This is a genomic window from Micromonospora craniellae (assembly GCF_014764405.1).
GTDB classification, from domain to species: Bacteria; Actinomycetota; Actinomycetes; order Mycobacteriales; family Micromonosporaceae; genus Micromonospora; species Micromonospora craniellae.
Genome location: NZ_CP061725.1, coordinates 5,616,546 through 5,633,211 on the forward strand (window position 1 = coordinate 5,616,546; position 16,666 = coordinate 5,633,211).

A 16,666-nucleotide genomic window follows, 5' to 3' on the forward strand; every position below is an offset into this window, starting at 1 on the left:
CGTTGACCGCGATGAACATTCTCGCGCTGGACCTGGGCACCTCCTCGGTGCGGGGGCTCCTGCTGGACGGTGACGTCCGGCCCCTGCCGGGCGCGTTGGCGCGGCGCAAGACCGTGCTGACCGCCGACGGCGACGGCGCCGGGACCCTGGACCCGGGTCAGTACCTGGCCTGCCTGATCGAGTGCCTCGACGAGCTGCACGAAGGCGGTCACCTGCGCGAGGTGGACCTGATCGCGGTCAGCGCCCAGTGGCACTCGGTGCTGCCACTGGGAGTCGACGACGAACCGCTCGGTCCGGTGCTCACCTGGCTGGACACCCGCCCCGAGCCGTCGTCGGCCTCGGGCGGACCGGCCGACCAGGTCGACTACCACCAGCGCACCGGCACCTGGTGGCACCGCTGCTACTGGTCGGTGCGCCTGCCGTGGCTGCGGGCACACGCCGGTACCCGGGTGGGCCGCTTCACCGGCCTGGTCGAGTACGCGCTGGGACGGCTGCTCACCGACGCGCCGATGTCGATGTCCCAGGCGTCCGGCACCGGCCTGCTGGACCTGCGGACGCTGGACTGGGATCCCGAGGCGTGCGCGTTGGCCGAGACCCGGGGCGGGGACCTGCCCGACCTGGCCACCCGGGACTGGCGGGGACGGCTGCGTCCCGAGTACGCCCGTCGCTGGCCCGCCCTGGCACAGGTGTCCTGGGCGGCCCCGGTGGGTGATGGCGCCGCCTCCAACGTCGGCTCCGGATGCGTCGACGACAGTCGGGCGGCGGTGACCGTCGGCACCTCCTCGGCGGTACGGCTGTTGCAGCGGATGCCGGCGCACGCCGCCCAGACGCCGCTGCCGCAGCGGTTGTGGCGCTACCGCGTCGACCACGACCACGTGGTCACCGGGGCGGCGTACTCCTCGGGCGGAAATCTGTTCGCCTGGGCCGACCGGGTGCTGCGGCTGCCCACCGGTCCGGCGCTGGAGCAGGCCCTGGCGCTGCTGCCGCCCGGCGACGGCGTCCCGGTGCACGTCGGCTTCGGCGGTGACCGCCCCCCGGGCGACCGGGGGGCCGGCTCCGGTGAGCTGCGTGGGCTGGGCTTTGACACGACCGCCGTGCAGATCCTGGCCGGGCTGATGCACGGGGTGTGTGAGCAGGTCGTGGACGACCTGGTGCTGCTGGAGTCGATGGCCGGGCGACCGGTGGACGTAGTCCTCGGCGGCGGGGCGATGGCTGCCTCGGCCTGGTGGCGTCGCGCGTTCGCCCAGGTGCTCACACCCCGGCGGGTCGACTTCGGACGTCACCCGGAGATCGGGGCCACCGGCGCGGCGCTCGTGGCGACCGGCCGGATCACCGATGCCGTGGTGGTGGCCGACATCAGCCGGACGGATGATCAAGCTCCGGCGACCCAGGCATAGGGTGGCGACCGGCGGTCTCGTCCTGAACCGGTCGTAAGGGCAGGGCGTTGACACTGCTCGGGGGCCTGGTTGGATGGACGGCGCTCCCCGAGGTCGCGGCGGACGCGTGGGGAGGAGGAACCCGTGGGTGCAGCACATCAGACGCCCGAGGTGTCACCACATCGCCGGCGTCGTTTCGACGTCCGGGTGGTGCCCCACCGGCGTCGTTCCGCACTGCGTCTGCGGGACTGGCGGATGCGGACCAAGCTCGCCGCCGTGCTGGTCATCCCGTCGGTGGCGTTCCTGGTGATGGCCGGCGTGCAGACCCAGAGCCTCTTCGGTCGCGCGAGCACCCTCGCTGACTTCGCCGCGCAGGTCAGGATCGGCCAGGACATCACCTACCTGGTGCACATGCTGCAGCAGGAACGCGACCGTACCGCCGGTGAGCTGCCCGTCCTGCGCGCCAACGCCGACGAGCAGGGCCGCGCGGCGATGCTGGCCGCGTTGCAGCCCTACCGGGACGCCACCGACGACGCGGCGCGGGCACTGCGGGAGGCGGCCGAGCCGCTGGCCGCGGCCGACACTGCCTGGCGGGACACCTACTCGGTGGCCTCCCAGGCAGTGCAGCAGATCAACTACATCCGCGGCGTGATGGAGACCGTGGTGCTCAGCGACGACACCATCATCGGCAACTACCACCGGGCCGTCGAGGGGCTGCTGACCCTGCTCGCCCAGCCGTCGCCGGGCACCGACCGCCCGGACCTGGCCGACGCGGTGCTGCGGTACGTGCAGTTCGCCCGGGCCAAGGACATGTCGGCGCGGGTCCGCGCGGAGCTGTACACCGCCGCACGCGACAGCGGCTACAGTGCCGACGGCGGGGCACGGCTGGCCGAACTGCGCTCCCGCCAGCTGAACGCGCTGGGCGCGTTCCGGATCGCCGCCACCAACGCGCAGGTGGCCCGCTACGACGAGATGAGTGTGGAGCCGACCTTCGTCGCCGCCGGCGAACTGGAGGATCGGGCGACCGCCCAGATCGCGGCCGGTCGGGTGGTGCTGACCGCCGGGCAGTGGTGGGAGGCCAGCGACAACCGCCACGAGCTGCTGCGCCAGTACGAGGCGGAAATGCTGGCCACGGCATTGGACCAGGCTGAATCGGCCAGCAGCACCCAGTTGCGCCAGACGCTGCTGCTGGTCGGTGTGATCATCACGGTGCTGCTGGTGGCGGTGCTGATCTCGGTGCTGGTCGGCCGCTCGATGGCCCAGTCGATCCGGCTGTTGCGGTCGCAGGCGCTGCGGATCGCCCAGGTCGAACTGCCGGAGGCGCTGGCCCGGCTGCGATCGGTCTCCGGCGGCCTACCGTCCATCGAGGTCTCGCCGGCGGCGGTCCGGTCGCTCGACGAGATCGGTGAGCTGGCCGAGTCGTTCGTGGCCGTGCACCGCAGCGCGGTCGGCGTGGCGGTCGAGCAGGCGACCATGCGGCGTAACGTCAACGCGATGTTCGTCAACCTCGCCCGGCGTAGTCAGGTGCTGGTCGAACGGCAGTTGGAACTGCTCGACGACCTGGAGCGGGAGGAGGGCGACCCGGAGCAGCTGGAGAACCTGTTCAAGCTCGACCACCTGGCCGCCCGCATGCGGCGTAACGACGAGAGCCTGCTGGTGCTGGCCGGCACCGAGTCCACCCGGCGGTGGAACCGACCGATCGGGCTCGGCGCGGTGCTGCTGGCGGCCAGCGCCGAGATCGAGCAGTACCAGCGGGTGCGGCACGAGGACGTGGCCGACCTGTACGTGGTCGGACACGCCGTCGGCGAGCTGGTGCACCTGCTGGCCGAGCTGCTGGAGAACGCCACCGCGTTCTCCCACCCCGCTACGGTGGTGCAGGTGATGGCCCGGGTCGAGGGCAGCGGTGCGGTGATCGAGATCGCCGACCAGGGCCTGGGGATGACCGAGACCTCGCTGGCCGAGGCGAACGCCGTCCTGGCCACCCCGCCGGCCGCCGACGTGGCGTCTGTGGAGCGGATGGGTCTGTTCGTGGTCAGCCACCTGGCGGCCCGGCACGGCATCGAGGTGCGGCTGCACGGTGGCATCGGTGGGCTGGTGGCCCGGATCCGGCTGCCCGGCGCGCTGCTGGCGGCGGCGCCGGCACCGAGTGTCGACCCGGCACCGGCGCCTCGGGTGCCGGCCGGCATGACCGCCCGTGTGGCCGGACGGACCGGCCCGGTGGATCTGCCGGTCGCCGGCCGTCGGCCGAGCACCGTGCCACGCCAGACCCCTCCGGTACGCGCCGAGGACGTGCTCGCCCCGGCAGCGGCCGTCCCGGCCGGCTCCGGCGGCGGTTGGTGGTCACGGGAAGGGCCGGTCGGGACCGTGCCGACGACGGGAGTCGGGCAGCCGGCACCGCCGACGGTCCCGGTGACCGGCGGCACCAACGCTCGCGGCCTGCCGATGCGGGTGCCGATGGCGCAACTGAGTTCGGTGACCCAGCCGGCCCGCCCGGAGCAGCAGCGGCCAGTCCGGCACGATCCCGACCCGGAGGCGGTCGGCGGCATGTTGTCGAAGTTGTACAGCGGTGTGCGGCGGGCCGAGGCCGAGGAGACCATGCAGATACCCGTGCAACCGTCCGGCGTATGGAATGAAGGGGGACGAAGGTGACCACCTTGTCGCAGCAGGCTCGGGATCTGAGCTGGCTGGTCAGCGCGTTCGCGGATCGGGTGCCGGGAGTGGCACACGCGATCGTGGTGTCCTCCGACGGGCTGCTGGTGGCGATATCGGACAACCTGCCCCGGGATCACGCCGACAAGCTCGCCGCCGTCACGTCGGGCCTGATGAGCATCACCGCCGGTGCCGCGCAGATGTTCGACGGTGACGTGGTCAAGCAGACCGTCGTCGAGATGGGCCGGGGCTACTTCCTGGTGATGCAGGTCCGCGACGGGTCGATCCTGGCCACCCTCGCCGGAGCGGACGCCGACATCGGCGTGGTGGGCTACGAGATGGCCCGGCTGACCAAGCAGGCCGGGGACATGCTGACCCCAGCGCTGCGCGCGGAGTTGCAGCAGGCCCTGCCGCGCTGAGCCGGTCTGGCAGGAGGAGCGAGGACGCCCTGACGTCCCGAATGCTGTGCCCTTGGCCTACCGCAGGCCGAGGGTGCCGAGGGCACCGCGGCGGGAGGCCAGCCACCAGGCCAGGGTGGCGGCGATCACCCGGCCGAGCAGCCCGCCCGGCACGAGTCGTTGCCGTACGGACAGCGCGGCCACGTTGAGCACGGCGAACGCTGCGCTGGTGGTGACCACCACGACCACGGCGGCGGCGCGGTGGGGCGTGACGGCCAGCAGCGCCGGCACACCGGCGGTGACGGCCATCGACCAGGTGAGCACGTGGCGGTGGCGGAGCCGGGCGACCAGTCGGTCGGCGGCGAACGAGCCGATCAGGCCACCGGTGGCGCCGGTGGCCAGCAGCAGGCCGAAGCCGAGCGCGCCGAGGCCGAGGGCGTCGCGGGCGTAGAGCACGAAGATCGCGAACCAGGCGGTGTCGGCGGCGGCCACGGCGGCGGTGACCAGCACCAGGGTGCGCAGCATCGGCTGGCGGACCAGCCACCGCAGGCCGGCCAGGATGCCGTCGCCCTGGGCGGTGGACGTGTCGTCGGCGGTGGGTGCGCCGGTGCCGACTCTCGTGCAGGGCCGGTGGCAGGCGTGGTCCCGCGTCGCTGCCGCTACCTCGTGGCGATCGTGTCGGTCGGGCCCTGTGGTGGGTCGGTCGGGAGTCTCGCCGGGCCCAGCGGCGGCGCGCCGTGACTGATGGAACGGAGTGTTCGCGGGCCGAAGAAGAGCCTGATCGCGCGGCCGGAGGCGGGCTATGGCTGGGTGTCTGTGCCCTTTCGAGCTGAACCGTTTATGCCGTCAGCGATGGACAGCACGGGGGTCAATCCCGGATGGGGACCCGTCTGCGCTATCAGCTCGACAGCCCTCGCTCCACACATCCGGCGGCCCCGGAGCCAGGCGGGCGGTGTAAGAAGGGGTCCCCTGCTATGCACGAGGCGTTAGCAGGGGACCCCTCCTTACACCTCAGAGGGCGTTGTCGGCGATGACCTGGCGGTACCAGTGGGCGCTGCGCTTGAGGACGCGGCGCTGGGTGGCGTAGTCGACGTAGATCAGGCCCCAGCGCTGGTCGTAGCCCTCGGCCCACTCGAAGTTGTCGAGCAGCGACCAGACGTGGAAGCTCTCCAGCGGCACGCCGTCGGTGACGGCGCGGTGGGCGGCGGCGAGGTGGTCGCGCAGGAAGGTGACCCGGCCGGTGTCCTCGACGGTGCCGTCGGCGGCGAGCACGTCGGGCGTGGGCAGGCCGTTCTCGGTGACGGTGAGCGGGATGGGGCCGTAGTCGCGGGTGACCCGGGTCAGGATGTCGTACATGCCGTCGGGGTAGATCTGTTGCCACTCCGCCTCGGAGGTGGGCCAGCGGCGTACGGTGCTGCCGGTGGCGGTGACGTAGATCGGGGTGTAGTACTGCACCGCGAGCAGGTCGACGGGGGCGGAGATGATCTCCAGGTCGCCGTCGCGGATGCCGCGCACCATGCGGCTGTCCGGTCCGAGGTCAGCCAGCACGTCCTCCGGGTAGCTGCCCTTGAGGGCGGAGTCGAGGTAGATGCGGTTCTCGTAGCCGTCGTAGAGGCGGGCGGCCTCGGCGGCGGCGGGGGAGCCGTCGGCGGGGTAGCAGGGGTGCAGGTTGAAGGCCGGGCCGATGCGGCCGGTGCTGCTGGTCTCGCGGAGTGCGCGGACCGCGAGGCCGTGGGCCAGCTGCAGGTGGTGGGCGACCAGGTAGGCGGCGTCGGGGTCGCGCAGGCCGGGGGCGTGGTGGCCGGTGAGGTAGCCGTTCTGCACCACGGTCTTGGGCTCGTTGATGGTCAGCCAGACCGGGACGCGGTCGCCGAGGGCGTCGAAGAGGATGGCGGCGTAGTCGGCGAAGCGCTGGGCGACGTCGCGGGACTCCCACCCGCCGGTGTTCTGCAGAGCCTGGGGCAGATCCCAGTGGAACAGCGTGGCCATCGGGGAGATGCCCCGCTCGTGGAGGCCGTCGACCAGGCGGCGGTAGAAGTCGAGGCCGCGTTGGTTGGCGGCGCCGGTGCCGTCGGGCTGGATGCGCGGCCAGGAGATGGAGAACCGGTAGCTGCGCAGCCCCAGGTCGCGCATCAGATCGAGGTCTTCGGCGTAGCGATGGTAGTGGTCGGCGGCGACGTCACCGGTGTCGCCGTTGCGGATACGTCCCGGTGCGTGGCTGAAGGTGTCCCAGACCGATTCGCCGCGACCGTCCTCCTTGGCGGCGCCCTCGATCTGGTAGGCGGAGGTGGCCGCGCCCCAGCCGAAGTCCTGCGGGAAGGGCAGCCGGGCGGCCGGGCTGGGGTCTGGTGCGGTGGTGTCGCCGGGCTGGCAGCCGTCGAGCGCCGCCGTGGTACCCACGGCCGCGGCGGTACCGAGGGCGGCACCGGCGGGGGTGACGGCAGTGGCCGAGAGTGCCGCGTGGCGCAGCAGGTGGCGCCGGGTGAGTATCGACATGGAGTTCTCCTCGTGGATGGGTTGACCGCCTGAGCCCTCGGGAGCGCTCCCAAATAAGGGTAAAGGGTGGGCGGTGCCCGCCGGGGACCGGATCGTCGCAGGTCCGCAGGTGCCTCGGCGGCGGGGACGGCTGGGGGGTGGGAAAGCTGGCGCTGGCCGGTCGGGCGTCAGGTCGGCTGGACCGGGTGCGTCGGGTTCCGCAGGGCGCGGACCGGGATGGCGCGCGCCCGGGGCGGTCGGCGGGCGTCGCACGGTCGGCGGGCGGGTCGACTGCCGGTGCGGGGCGCGCGTGTGACGCGCGTCTGACCCGTCGGCCTCTTTTCCCATCGTGAACGGGGGTTTAGTGTGGGGACGGGGGAGGGCAACCCCCGTCCCCACCGTGTTGCGGTACACGCACGTGCGGATTGGCGTCCCAGTCGTGCGTGTCGCGCGGGAGCCGGGCCACGCGAGTGGCTTGAGGATCCACCTCCCTCCACTGTGTGAGGCGGCGGCTGGCGGCGGTGTCCGGGCTGGCCCGCCGTCGGCCTGTGGTCAACTCCCCGGTGCCGTGGGCACGACTCCGGGTGATCTTCTTTTTGGAACCCTGTCGATGGAAGCGCTCCCATCGACGTTGTTGCGACTGTAACGCCCGTCACGACTTTGTGAAAGCCCCAAAACGAGATCGAAACAAGCTGGTGTTTCCGGAAGTCCTGGCGCTGGCGTTGGGAGCGCTTCCATGACACACTGTCGATCGACCGCGTGGAGCCAGAGACGCGTGAGTGCAGGTCGCCGAGGGCATCCCGGCCACGTCCGGTACGGCGTCCTGATCGCAGCGGGGAGCAGCAGTCGTGCAACCGCGCCCCCGCCGCCCCCGGCCTTCGTGCCGACAGAGACCACCATCCACTGACGCGACGCGGACACCCCTGTCGGCGTCGGCGTCGTTGCCGGGGCGGCACCGCCCCCGGCCTGGTCCGAGGAGACACCGCGCAGATGAGAAATCTGGCAAGACGTCGGCGCCTGGCGTGGCTCGCCGCCGCGGCGCTGGCGATCGGCGGGGTGACCGTGCCCGCCGCCGCCGCACAGGCCGCACCGGCCTGCGACGTGGTCTATGCGACGAACGACTGGAGCAACGGCTTCACCGCCAACGTCACCATCAAGAACCTCGGCGACCCGATCAACGGCTGGACGTTGAAGTTCGCCTTCCCGGGCAACCAGCGGGTGACCCAGGGCTGGTCGGCCCGGTGGACCCAGAGCGGCACCGAGGTCACCGCCGTCAACGAGTCGTACAACGGCAACCTGGCCACCGGTGCCAGCACCACCATCGGCTTCAACGGCTCCTACACCGGCAGCAACCCCAAGCCGACATCGTTCTCGGTCAACGGGGTCACCTGCGGCGGCGTACCGCAGCAGCCGCCGACGGTGAGCCTGTCGGTGCCCGCCGGGCCGTTCGTGGCCCCGGCCGACGTGCCGCTGACCGCGACGGCCAGTGACGCTGACGGCACCATCACCAGGGTCGAGTTCTACCGCAACGGGTTGCTGGTCAACACCGACACCACCGCCCCGTACGCGTACACGCTGGAGGATCTGCCGGCCGGCGCGTACACGGTGCAGGCGCGGGCGTACGACAACGCCAACCTCTCGGCGGTGGCGGAGCGGTCCTTCACCGTCACCGCGGCCACCGGCCCGGCGCTGGTCGCCACGCCGTCGTCGGTCAGCGTGCCGGAGGGCGGCACCGCGACGTTCAACCTCAAGTTGGACCGGGCACCCACCTCGAACGTGGCGGTGAGCCTGGCGCGGACCGGTGACTCGGACATCACCGTCACCCCGACCTCGCTGACGTTGACGCCGAGCAACTGGAACACCGGCGTCAACGTGACCGTCCGGGCGGCGGAGGACGCCGACACCGCCGGCGGTACCGCCACCATTACCGCCTCGGCCACCGGCTACGCGCCGCTGGCGATCACCGCCACCGAGATCGACAACGACGTGCCCGGTGGCGGCGACGGCGAGTACGTGGAGCGGTTCCTCGCCCAGTACGGCAAGATCAAGAACTCGGGGTACTTCAGCCCCGAGGGCGTGCCGTACCACTCCATCGAGACGCTGATCATCGAGGCGCCGGACCACGGCCACCAGACCACCTCCGAGGCGTTCAGCTTCTGGCTGTGGCTGGAGGCGTACTACGGGCGGGTGACCCAGAACTGGGCGCCGTTCAACAACGCCTGGACGGTGATGGAGAACTACATCATCCCGTCCTCGGCCGACCAGCCGACCGCCGGCTCCCCCGGAGACGCCCAGTACGCCGGCGAGTTCGACCTGCCCAACCAGTACCCGGCGCAGTTGGACGCGTCGGTCCCGGTGGGCCGCGACCCGCTGCGCGCGGAACTGCAGCAGACCTACGGCACCGGTGACATCTACGGCATGCACTGGCTGCTGGACGTCGACAACACCTACGGCTTCGGCCGCTGCGGTGACGGCACCACCCGGCCGGCGTACATCAACACCTTCCAACGGGGCAGCCAGGAGTCGGTGTGGGAGACCGTGCCGCAGCCGTCCTGCGACACCTTCCGCCACGGCGGCCAGTACGGCTACCTGGACCTGTTCACCAAGGAGTCGAACGCCCCGGCGCGGCAGTGGAAGTACACCAACGCGCCGGATGCCGACGCTCGTGCCGTGCAGGCCGCCTACTGGGCGCTGACCTGGGCCAAGGAGCAGAACAAGCAGGCCGACGTAGCGGCCACCGTGGCCAAGGCCGCCAAGATGGGCGACTACCTGCGGTACGCGCTGTTCGACAAGTACTTCAAGCGCATCGGTAACTGTGTCGGGCCCAGCCAGTGCCCGGCGGGCAACGGCCGCGACTCCGCCCACTACCTGCTCTCCTGGTACTACGCCTGGGGTGGCGCGTACGAGGCCAGCCAGAACTGGTCGTGGCGGATCGGCTCCAGCCACAGCCACTTCGGCTACCAGAACCCGTTCGCGGCATGGGCAATGACCAACGTCGACGAGCTCAAGCCGCGCTCGGGTACCGCCGCGGCGGACTGGACCAACAGCCTCAACCGGCAGTTGGAGCTCTACACCTGGCTCCAGTCGGCCGAGGGCGGCATCGCCGGTGGCGCGACCAACAGCTGGAACGGGCGCTACGGCGAGCCGCCGGCAGGCACGGCGACCTTCTACGGCATGTTCTACGACGTCGACCCGGTATACCACGACCCGCCGTCGAACCAGTGGTTCGGGATGCAGGCCTGGTCGATGCAGCGCATCGCCGAGCTGTACCTGGTCAGCGGCAACGCCCGGGCCAAGGCGCTGCTGGACAAGTGGGTGCCGTGGGCGATCTCGCATACCACGCTGGGCACCAACTGGTCCATCCCGTCGGACATGCGGTGGACGGGGCAGCCCAACAACTGGAACCCGAACAACCCGCAGCCGAACACCAACCTGCACGTCGAGGTGACGGTCAAGGGCCAGGACGTCGGGGTCGCCGCCGCCTACGCCCGTACGCTCATCGCGTACGCGGCGAAGTCGGGCAACGCGGCGGCGAAGACCACCGCCAAGGGTCTGCTGGACGCGCTGCACGCCAACAGCGACGCGCAGGGTGTCTCGACGGTGGAGAAGCGGGGCGACTACCGCCGCTTCGACGACGTCTACGACGCCTCCACCGGGCAGGGTCTCTACGTCCCGCAGGGATGGAGCGGCCGGATGCCCAACGGTGACGTCATCGCCCCGGGCAAGAGCTTCCTCGACATCCGGTCGTTCTACAAGAACGACCCGGCGTGGCCCAAGGTCCAGGCATACCTCGACGGTGGGCCGGAGCCGGAGTTCCGCTACCACCGGTTCTGGGCGCAGGCGGACGTCGCCATGGCGTACGCCGACTACGGGAAGTTGTTCCCCAACGGCTGACCGGAGCTCCTCCGGGTGGGCGGTGACCCACCCGGAGGCTTCGGCCGGGCCTCGGGGGTAGAGGCAGGCACCGGCCGACGACGGCCTGACACCCACGGTCAGGCCGGGGTGGGTCGGCCGCTCTGGCCGACGCAGCGGAGCGGTCGACCCACCCCACCGCCCTCGATCCTGAGGGCGGGTACACAGATCGCGGAAAATCGTGACCGTCCCGGGATCACAACCCGGCCCGGGACGGAGTAACGTACATCACCGGAGAGGCCGCTCCCCCCGTGGCGGCCTCTCCCTTATTGTGCGGATTCCTTCCCGTTCGTCTCGGCGTCCGGCGCGGGCTCCGCCCCCGGCACGACCGGATGCCGCAACCCCGGGTGACCGGCCGGCAGCGACCGGCGTACCACGGCCCAGCTGACCGCCAACGCCGCCGCCACCAGCGGCCAGGTCATCCCCACCCGGGCCGCGGCCAACGCGAGCACCTGCCCGCCCAGGTACAGCGGCAGGAAGACCGCCAGCCGCAGCACGTAGGTCGCCGTCCAGACCCAACTGGCCCGACCGTACGCGCGCAGCAGCGCCGGATCGCGCCGCCACCGCCCGCGCTGGCCCAACGCCGTACCGACCACCACACCGAGCAGCGGCCAGCGCAGCACGATGCTGGCCGCCCACGCCAGGGCGCTGGCGGCGTTGGCCAGCAACTGGACGAGGAAGAAGTCCTCGGCGCGGCCGGTACGCACCACCACCAGCGCGGCCACGCAGACGGCCAGCAGCCCGATCACCACCGACCGGGGCCGGTCGCCGCGCCGCAGCCGCCAGGCGGCCACCACCGCCCCGGTCACCAGGGCCGCAGCGACCCCGACGCGTACCGACTGGCCGGCCACCAGCCACCCCAGCGTGAAGGCGACCGGCGGCAGTGTGGCGTCGATCGCTCCCTGTCGCCCGCCGAGCAGATCGGCCAGCGACTCCGGTCGCTGCGCCGCAGTCGGTTCGCGTTCCGACGTACCGGTCACCATCGCCTCCTTCACCTGCGCCCCAACCTATCCCCGCGACACCGGCGGGCCAGCGGCCGTCCGGCCGCATGGTGCCGCTAAGTTGTCCGGGTGCGCGTGACGCCCCGGGGTGGGACTGCGGTGTGGCTGGTCGTCCTGGTCCTCGTCCAGGTGGCGGCCTTCGTCGTCCTGTGGCGGCTCGCCCTCTACACCGGGCTCGGCCAGTGGATCGACACGGTGGCGCTGACCGGCAACAGGATCGGCCGCGACCACATCGAGGAACCGGTCGACCGCATCCTCAACGCCATGTCCGTGGTGTCGCTGCTGGCGGTCACCGTGACGATCGGGTTCATCGCGTTGATGCGGGGTCGGATCGCGCTGGCGGTCGCCGCCACCGCATTGATCGCCGGCGCCAACGTCAGTACCCAACTGCTCAAGTACGGCCTGTCCCGCCCCGACTACGGCATCGACCCCGAACGCGCGTTCGTCGGCAACAGCCTGCCCAGCGGCCACACCACCGTCGCCGCCTCCGTGGCGGTGGCCCTGGTGCTGGTGCTGCCGCCACGCGTACGGGCCCTCGGCGCGGTGATCGGTGCCGCCTACGCCGCCGCCGCCGGAGTAGCCACCCTGTCGGCGGGCTGGCACCGCCCCAGCGACGCGGTGGCGGCGTTCCTCGTCGTCGGCGTCTGGGCGGCCCTGGCCGGACTGCTGCTGCTGATCACCCAGCGCGAGCAGGCCGAGGTCGCCCCGGGCGACGCGCACCGGCTCACCGTGACACTGCTCGGCGTCGGCGGGCTCCTGGCGATCGCCGGCTGCGTCCTGGCCCTGTGGTGGCTGATCGGCGTGCGAGCCACACCTCCGCAGGACCTCGGCCGCCGACCACTGTTCCTCGGGTACGCCGGCAGCGCCGCCGGCATCGCCGGGACAATGGGTGTCGTGATGGCATTGGTGCTGGCCTCCGTGCACCGCATCGTCCCCCGCCACCAGGGCTGACCCGTGTCGACCGAGAAGTTCCGGATGATCCGCGCCGCCTTCGCCGACGAGTGCGCCCGGCTGGGCGAGGTGCTGACCACCCTCGACGACGCGGACCTGGCCCGCCCCACCGACTGTCCACCCTGGAACCTGGCGGAACTGCTGGCGCCCTGAACCGGCCGGCCTGGCTGACCCCCGCCGCCGAACAGGCGCTGCTCGACGGCTCGGGAGTGCCGCTGCTGTCCATCGGCCGCTGAGGCGAGCCGGGCCTGCGGCCCTCTCCGGCAGCCTGGCCGTGTCGGGTATGGCGACGAGCGGGACGAGAGATGGGTAGATTGAATCTACGTATTTTTGGTCTACGTAGATTGGGATTACTTCATGGCAGGATCCTTCGTCGGCCGAACGATCGAGCTTGCCTCGTTGCAGAAACGGCTGGACCGGGTCCGAACAGGGGCGGCCGGGCTGGCGGTCACTATCCGGGGCCGGCGTCATCGTTGTCGACGAGGTCCCATGGCTTGCCGAGCAGGATGCGATCTTCGACGGCGCGTTGCAGACGGCGTGGGACCGGCTGCTGTCCACCAAGCCCGTTCTCCTTCTTCTCCTCGGCAGCGACGTCCACATGATGGAGCGCCTGACCGCATACGACCGTCCGTTCTTCGGCCGCGCCGACGCGCTCGTGCTCGGTCCGCTGAACCCTGCGGAGACGGCGCATGCGCTGGATCTCAGCGGGGCAGACGCAATCGACGCCCATCTGATCTGCGGAGGTCTCCCGGGCATCGTTCGGGCCTGGCCACCGGCCACGCCGCCACTGGCCTTCCTCGAGGAGGAGTGCGCGGATCCCGCCTCGGTCGTCTTCAGCATCCCGGAAGCGGCGCTGCTGGCCGAGTTTCCCACGCCGGACCAGGCACGCCGCGTCCTTGAGGCGATCGGTGGCGGGGATCGAGCCTATGCCAACATCGCCTCGACGGCAGGCGGTGCCCAATCTCCGCTCGCGTCCGGTCTGCTCTCCCCACTCCTGCGTAGGCTGGTGGAGGAGAAGAGAGTGCTGGCCGTCGACGAGCCGCTGTCAACGAAGCCCAGCAGACCGGCGTTGTATCGGGTCGCCGACAGCAACCTGCGCCTGTACCTGACCATTCTCCGTAGCGCGCAGGAGCAGGCCCGCCGAGGCCGCCCAGAGGCAGCCTTCCAACTCGTCCAGCGGCGGTGGACGAGTTGGCGCGGTCGCGCCGTCGAACCGCTCATCCGAGAGTCCCTGGAACTCGCCGCGATCTCCGGAATCCTGCCGTGGTCAGATGTGCAGGCGGTGGGGGGCTGGTGGAACCGCCAGTTCAACCCGGAGCTCGACATCATCGGCGCGGATCGGGCACCGGTGGCGCAGACCGTCTACTTCGCAGGCTCCATCAAGTGGCTCGGTAGCCCATTCGACGCGCGGGACCTTGCCGATCTGGCTTCGGGCGCGGCGCAGGTGCCCGGCTTCGAACCCGGTCGTTGTGGGCTTGTGATCGTCTCCCTCAGCGGCCTGTCGCCACAGGTCGACTCGACGAAGGCAGATGTGGTGTGGGGCCCTTCGGAGGTCGTGTCTGCCTGGAGAAGGTAACCGCGTCGACCGCCTACGCCGCTCGACAGTCCAGATGCTCCTCCAATCGCTCCCGCAACCCGCGATTCAACACTGCCTTGACCAGCTGCTCATGGCGCGCTAGCGGCAGTGCGCTGCCAGGGACTTCAGCGGCCGGAGTATCTTTCGGCGTCGTGCGCTGGATCGGACAGTGCGGGGATCTGGTCGAGTTGGTCCGGGCGAAGGTGGGTCGTAACGATCCCCGGGAGGTCTTTGCGCGGGCCGAAGCTCAGTACCTCGTGCGGAGTGACGACGAGGTCGACTGGGAAGTCGTGGGCCGCGTGAGGCAGGTCGGAGTCGAGAAGTTGGCTCTCGTGGACGGTCGTGGCGATGGTGGTGTCCGTGGTGGCGAGGCCGGCGTCAGCGAGCAGAGCGACCTCCAGATCCGAGTAGCCGGCGCCCTTGCCGATCCGTGTGCCGTCGTATCGGCTGATGGCGACGCTGCCGCAGACGATCAGGTCAATTGGTTGCATCTCGTTCACGGCGACGGTGGGGGCGACCTCTGGTGCTCGGGTGCTGGTGGCAGCGATGTCGAACGGGGTAGTCAGGGTGGTGGGGTCGAGGAGATAAAAGGGCTTGGGGGTGGCGAGGCGCGGTACCGCCATGTACAGCAGTTTGCCGTCTAGGAGCGCGCGTATCCGGACGGGAAGCTGGGCGCGGTCGGGGTTGCACTTGATGACTCGTGCTGCTTTCCAGGCTTCCAGATTGGCGAGTCGGTCGGCGGCGGTGTCCTTGCCGACGAAGTCGGGGATGTGCCCGTGTACCCCAATGGGGGCGGTGCCCTCACGTTCCAGCAGGTTCCAGACGTGCTGCCGAACGGTCTGCTTGGCGCGGTCGATCTCGGCGAGGCTGGTCACGCGGTGGCTCCTACTGGCTCATGAGGGTGAGGAGTCGGTCGTTGACGTCCTGAACGCCTGGCTGATCCCGCCAGGGGCGTAGCTGGCGGGCCGCGCCGAAGGTGAGGTTGAGGCCGCCTCCGGCGCGGGTTCGTTCGATCACGTCGATGGCCTCGTGAAGGTAGGTGGTGGCCGCGTCGATGTCGCGTTGCAGGATGCTGGCGAGAGCCAGGTTGCCCAGGACGACTGCGGTGGACTTGCTGCGGTTGGCGATGAGATGTCTGGCGTTCTCCAGGGCGGAGATCGCCTCGGCGGGCTTGTTCAGGAACAGCCAGCACGAATCCACGAGCCGGGTGAAGTGACTCGGGCAGAAGAGAGCGGCTGCTGGATCGTCAGCGTTGACTGCATCAATGTGCTCCTCGGCGGTTACGAGGGCGTCCGAGCAGGCTCGGGACTGGCCGAGCATCGCGTGGGCCTCGGCGCGATGCAGGTGCGCGAGGCCGGCGATGACGTGACTGTCGTTGCTGCTGACAGTTGCGGCGTTGGTGGTCAGGACCAGGCTGCTGGTGGGCTGCTTGGTGCCGTAGAGGGAGAGGTAGCTCTTGCGTAGGAGTGCGTTGGCCTCTGTGACGACATCGCGGATCTCCCGGGCGGCGCTGATCGCTTGGTCGAAGTACGCGGCACTGGCTTTGTGATCGCGCCGCTGGGAAGCGTCCCAGACGAGTTGGCCCATCAGCGTGGCGGACTCGGCGACGGCTGCCGTCAGCTCGCGGTGCACCGCGCCGGCGCTTGCGTGCTGACGGAGAAAGATTGCCTGCCCGTGGAGTTGCCCGGCTTCGGCAAGAAGGCGGGTAGAAGGCAACCGATCGTACTGTTGGTCGAGAACCCCCACCCGCTCGCGAAGGTGCGCGACGGCGACCAGGTCAACGCGACGGGGATGGCGCAGCACGTAGGCGAGACGCTCGTCTGGTGGGTCGGGAGGCTGGCCGACATCGGCCAGAAGGTCGGCCAGGTCCTCGATCGACAGCCGGAGGGCCGCTGCTAAGCGTGGTCGATGCCAGGGTTGAGGATCGGTGTCCGCGCGTTCCCAGCGCACCACTGTCGAACGGTCGACGCCGAGGGAGACGGCCAGGCATTCCTGGCTCAGCCCGATCGCCTTGCGGCGCTGCGCCAGCCGGTGCCGGCGTTTGCCCGCCACGTGATCCTCCCTTGGTCGTCGGTTATCACGACAACATTCACGCAGGTCACGCCTGGTGACGCAATGGGTATGCATCAGTTCTGCGTCATCGCCGCAATGGGCATGGTCGGCTGGTTCCGGTTGGTTGGATGCATGGGCCTTGGCGGACGGCGGTGCGGCGGCACAGCCGCGTATGGCTGCCACGCGAGAACAACTCCCCGCCTGCGTACTGCCCACGGGGCTGCGTGGGTGGGTGACCGGCGGTCCGCTCCCAGCCGCCGCCTGGGTGGCGGTGGG

At 70.7% G+C, this 16,666-nt stretch carries 12 protein-coding genes; 7 read left to right on the forward strand and 5 right to left on the reverse strand.

All coding sequences use genetic code 11. The features are described 5' to 3' along the window. Positions 1 to 11 precede the first annotated feature (11 nt). From ID554_RS25550 to ID554_RS25560, 3 genes are all read left to right on the forward strand, one after another. Positions 12 to 1,397, forward strand: a complete 1,386-nt coding sequence (locus ID554_RS25550) for an FGGY family carbohydrate kinase (RefSeq protein WP_117230887.1) — start codon at positions 12 to 14, stop codon at positions 1,395 to 1,397. 123 nt (positions 1,398 to 1,520) lie between these two features. Continuing rightward, positions 1,521 to 4,025: a sensor histidine kinase gene (locus ID554_RS25555; RefSeq protein WP_223884241.1), complete on the forward strand. Its 2,505-nt coding sequence runs from the start codon at positions 1,521 to 1,523 to the stop codon at positions 4,023 to 4,025. Continuing rightward, positions 4,022 to 4,444, forward strand: coding sequence for a roadblock/LC7 domain-containing protein (locus ID554_RS25560; RefSeq protein WP_117230889.1), 423 nt, complete (start codon positions 4,022 to 4,024; stop codon positions 4,442 to 4,444). Before ID554_RS25555 ends, ID554_RS25560 begins: the two co-directional genes overlap by 4 nt. 57 nt (positions 4,445 to 4,501) lie before the next feature. On the opposite strand, the gene ID554_RS25565 is transcribed toward ID554_RS25560, so the two are convergent. Further along, positions 4,502 to 5,227: an MFS transporter gene (locus ID554_RS25565; protein WP_263407349.1), complete on the reverse strand. Its 726-nt coding sequence runs from the start codon at positions 5,225 to 5,227 to the stop codon at positions 4,502 to 4,504. 207 nt (positions 5,228 to 5,434) lie between these two features. Then, a complete protein-coding gene (locus ID554_RS25570) occupies positions 5,435 to 6,919 on the reverse strand; it encodes a GH1 family beta-glucosidase (RefSeq protein WP_117230890.1) in 1,485 nt (494 codons plus the stop codon). Positions 6,920 to 7,888: 969 nt separating this feature from the next. On the opposite strand from ID554_RS25570, the gene ID554_RS25575 reads away from it, so the two are divergent. Next, a complete protein-coding gene (locus ID554_RS25575) occupies positions 7,889 to 10,792 on the forward strand; it encodes a glycoside hydrolase family 48 protein (RefSeq protein ID WP_117230891.1) in 2,904 nt (967 codons plus the stop codon). Positions 10,793 to 11,076: 284 nt separating this feature from the next. Here the strand turns inward: ID554_RS25575 and ID554_RS25580 are convergent, their stop codons facing one another. Next, on the reverse strand, positions 11,077 to 11,790 hold the full coding sequence (locus ID554_RS25580; protein WP_223884242.1) for a DUF3159 domain-containing protein: 714 nt from the start codon (positions 11,788 to 11,790) through the stop codon (positions 11,077 to 11,079). A gap of 90 nt (positions 11,791 to 11,880) precedes the next feature. Here ID554_RS25580 and ID554_RS25585 point away from each other — a divergent pair, with 90 nt between their 5' ends. The 3 genes from ID554_RS25585 (at position 11,881) to ID554_RS25595 (ending at position 14,338) form a co-directional block, all read left to right on the forward strand. Beyond that, a complete protein-coding gene (locus ID554_RS25585) occupies positions 11,881 to 12,762 on the forward strand; it encodes a phosphatase PAP2 family protein (protein ID WP_117230892.1) in 882 nt (293 codons plus the stop codon). A gap of 3 nt (positions 12,763 to 12,765) precedes the next feature. Continuing rightward, a complete protein-coding gene (locus ID554_RS25590; RefSeq protein WP_223884243.1) occupies positions 12,766 to 12,915 on the forward strand; it encodes a maleylpyruvate isomerase N-terminal domain-containing protein in 150 nt (49 codons plus the stop codon). 373 nt (positions 12,916 to 13,288) lie between these two features. Beyond that, positions 13,289 to 14,338, forward strand: coding sequence for an ATP-binding protein (locus tag ID554_RS25595; RefSeq protein ID WP_223884244.1), 1,050 nt, complete (start codon positions 13,289 to 13,291; stop codon positions 14,336 to 14,338). A gap of 125 nt (positions 14,339 to 14,463) precedes the next feature. On the opposite strand, the gene ID554_RS25600 is transcribed toward ID554_RS25595, so the two are convergent. Next, on the reverse strand, positions 14,464 to 15,213 hold the full coding sequence (locus tag ID554_RS25600) for a 5-formyltetrahydrofolate cyclo-ligase (RefSeq protein WP_117230894.1): 750 nt from the start codon (positions 15,211 to 15,213) through the stop codon (positions 14,464 to 14,466). A gap of 10 nt (positions 15,214 to 15,223) precedes the next feature. Continuing rightward, positions 15,224 to 16,390, reverse strand: coding sequence for a helix-turn-helix transcriptional regulator (locus ID554_RS25605; protein WP_223884245.1), 1,167 nt, complete (start codon positions 16,388 to 16,390; stop codon positions 15,224 to 15,226). Positions 16,391 to 16,666 lie beyond the last annotated feature (276 nt).

Bases quoted from the DNA above. Each gene is read 5' to 3' on its own strand.
- ID554_RS25550 (WP_117230887.1), top strand. From the start codon at position 12: ATGAACATTCTCGCGCTGGACCTGGGCACCTCCTCGGTGCGGGGGCTC.
- ID554_RS25570 (WP_117230890.1), bottom strand. From the start codon at position 6,919: ATGTCGATACTCACCCGGCGCCACCTGCTGCGCCACGCGGCACTCTCG.
- ID554_RS25575 (WP_117230891.1), top strand. From the start codon at position 7,889: ATGAGAAATCTGGCAAGACGTCGGCGCCTGGCGTGGCTCGCCGCCGCG.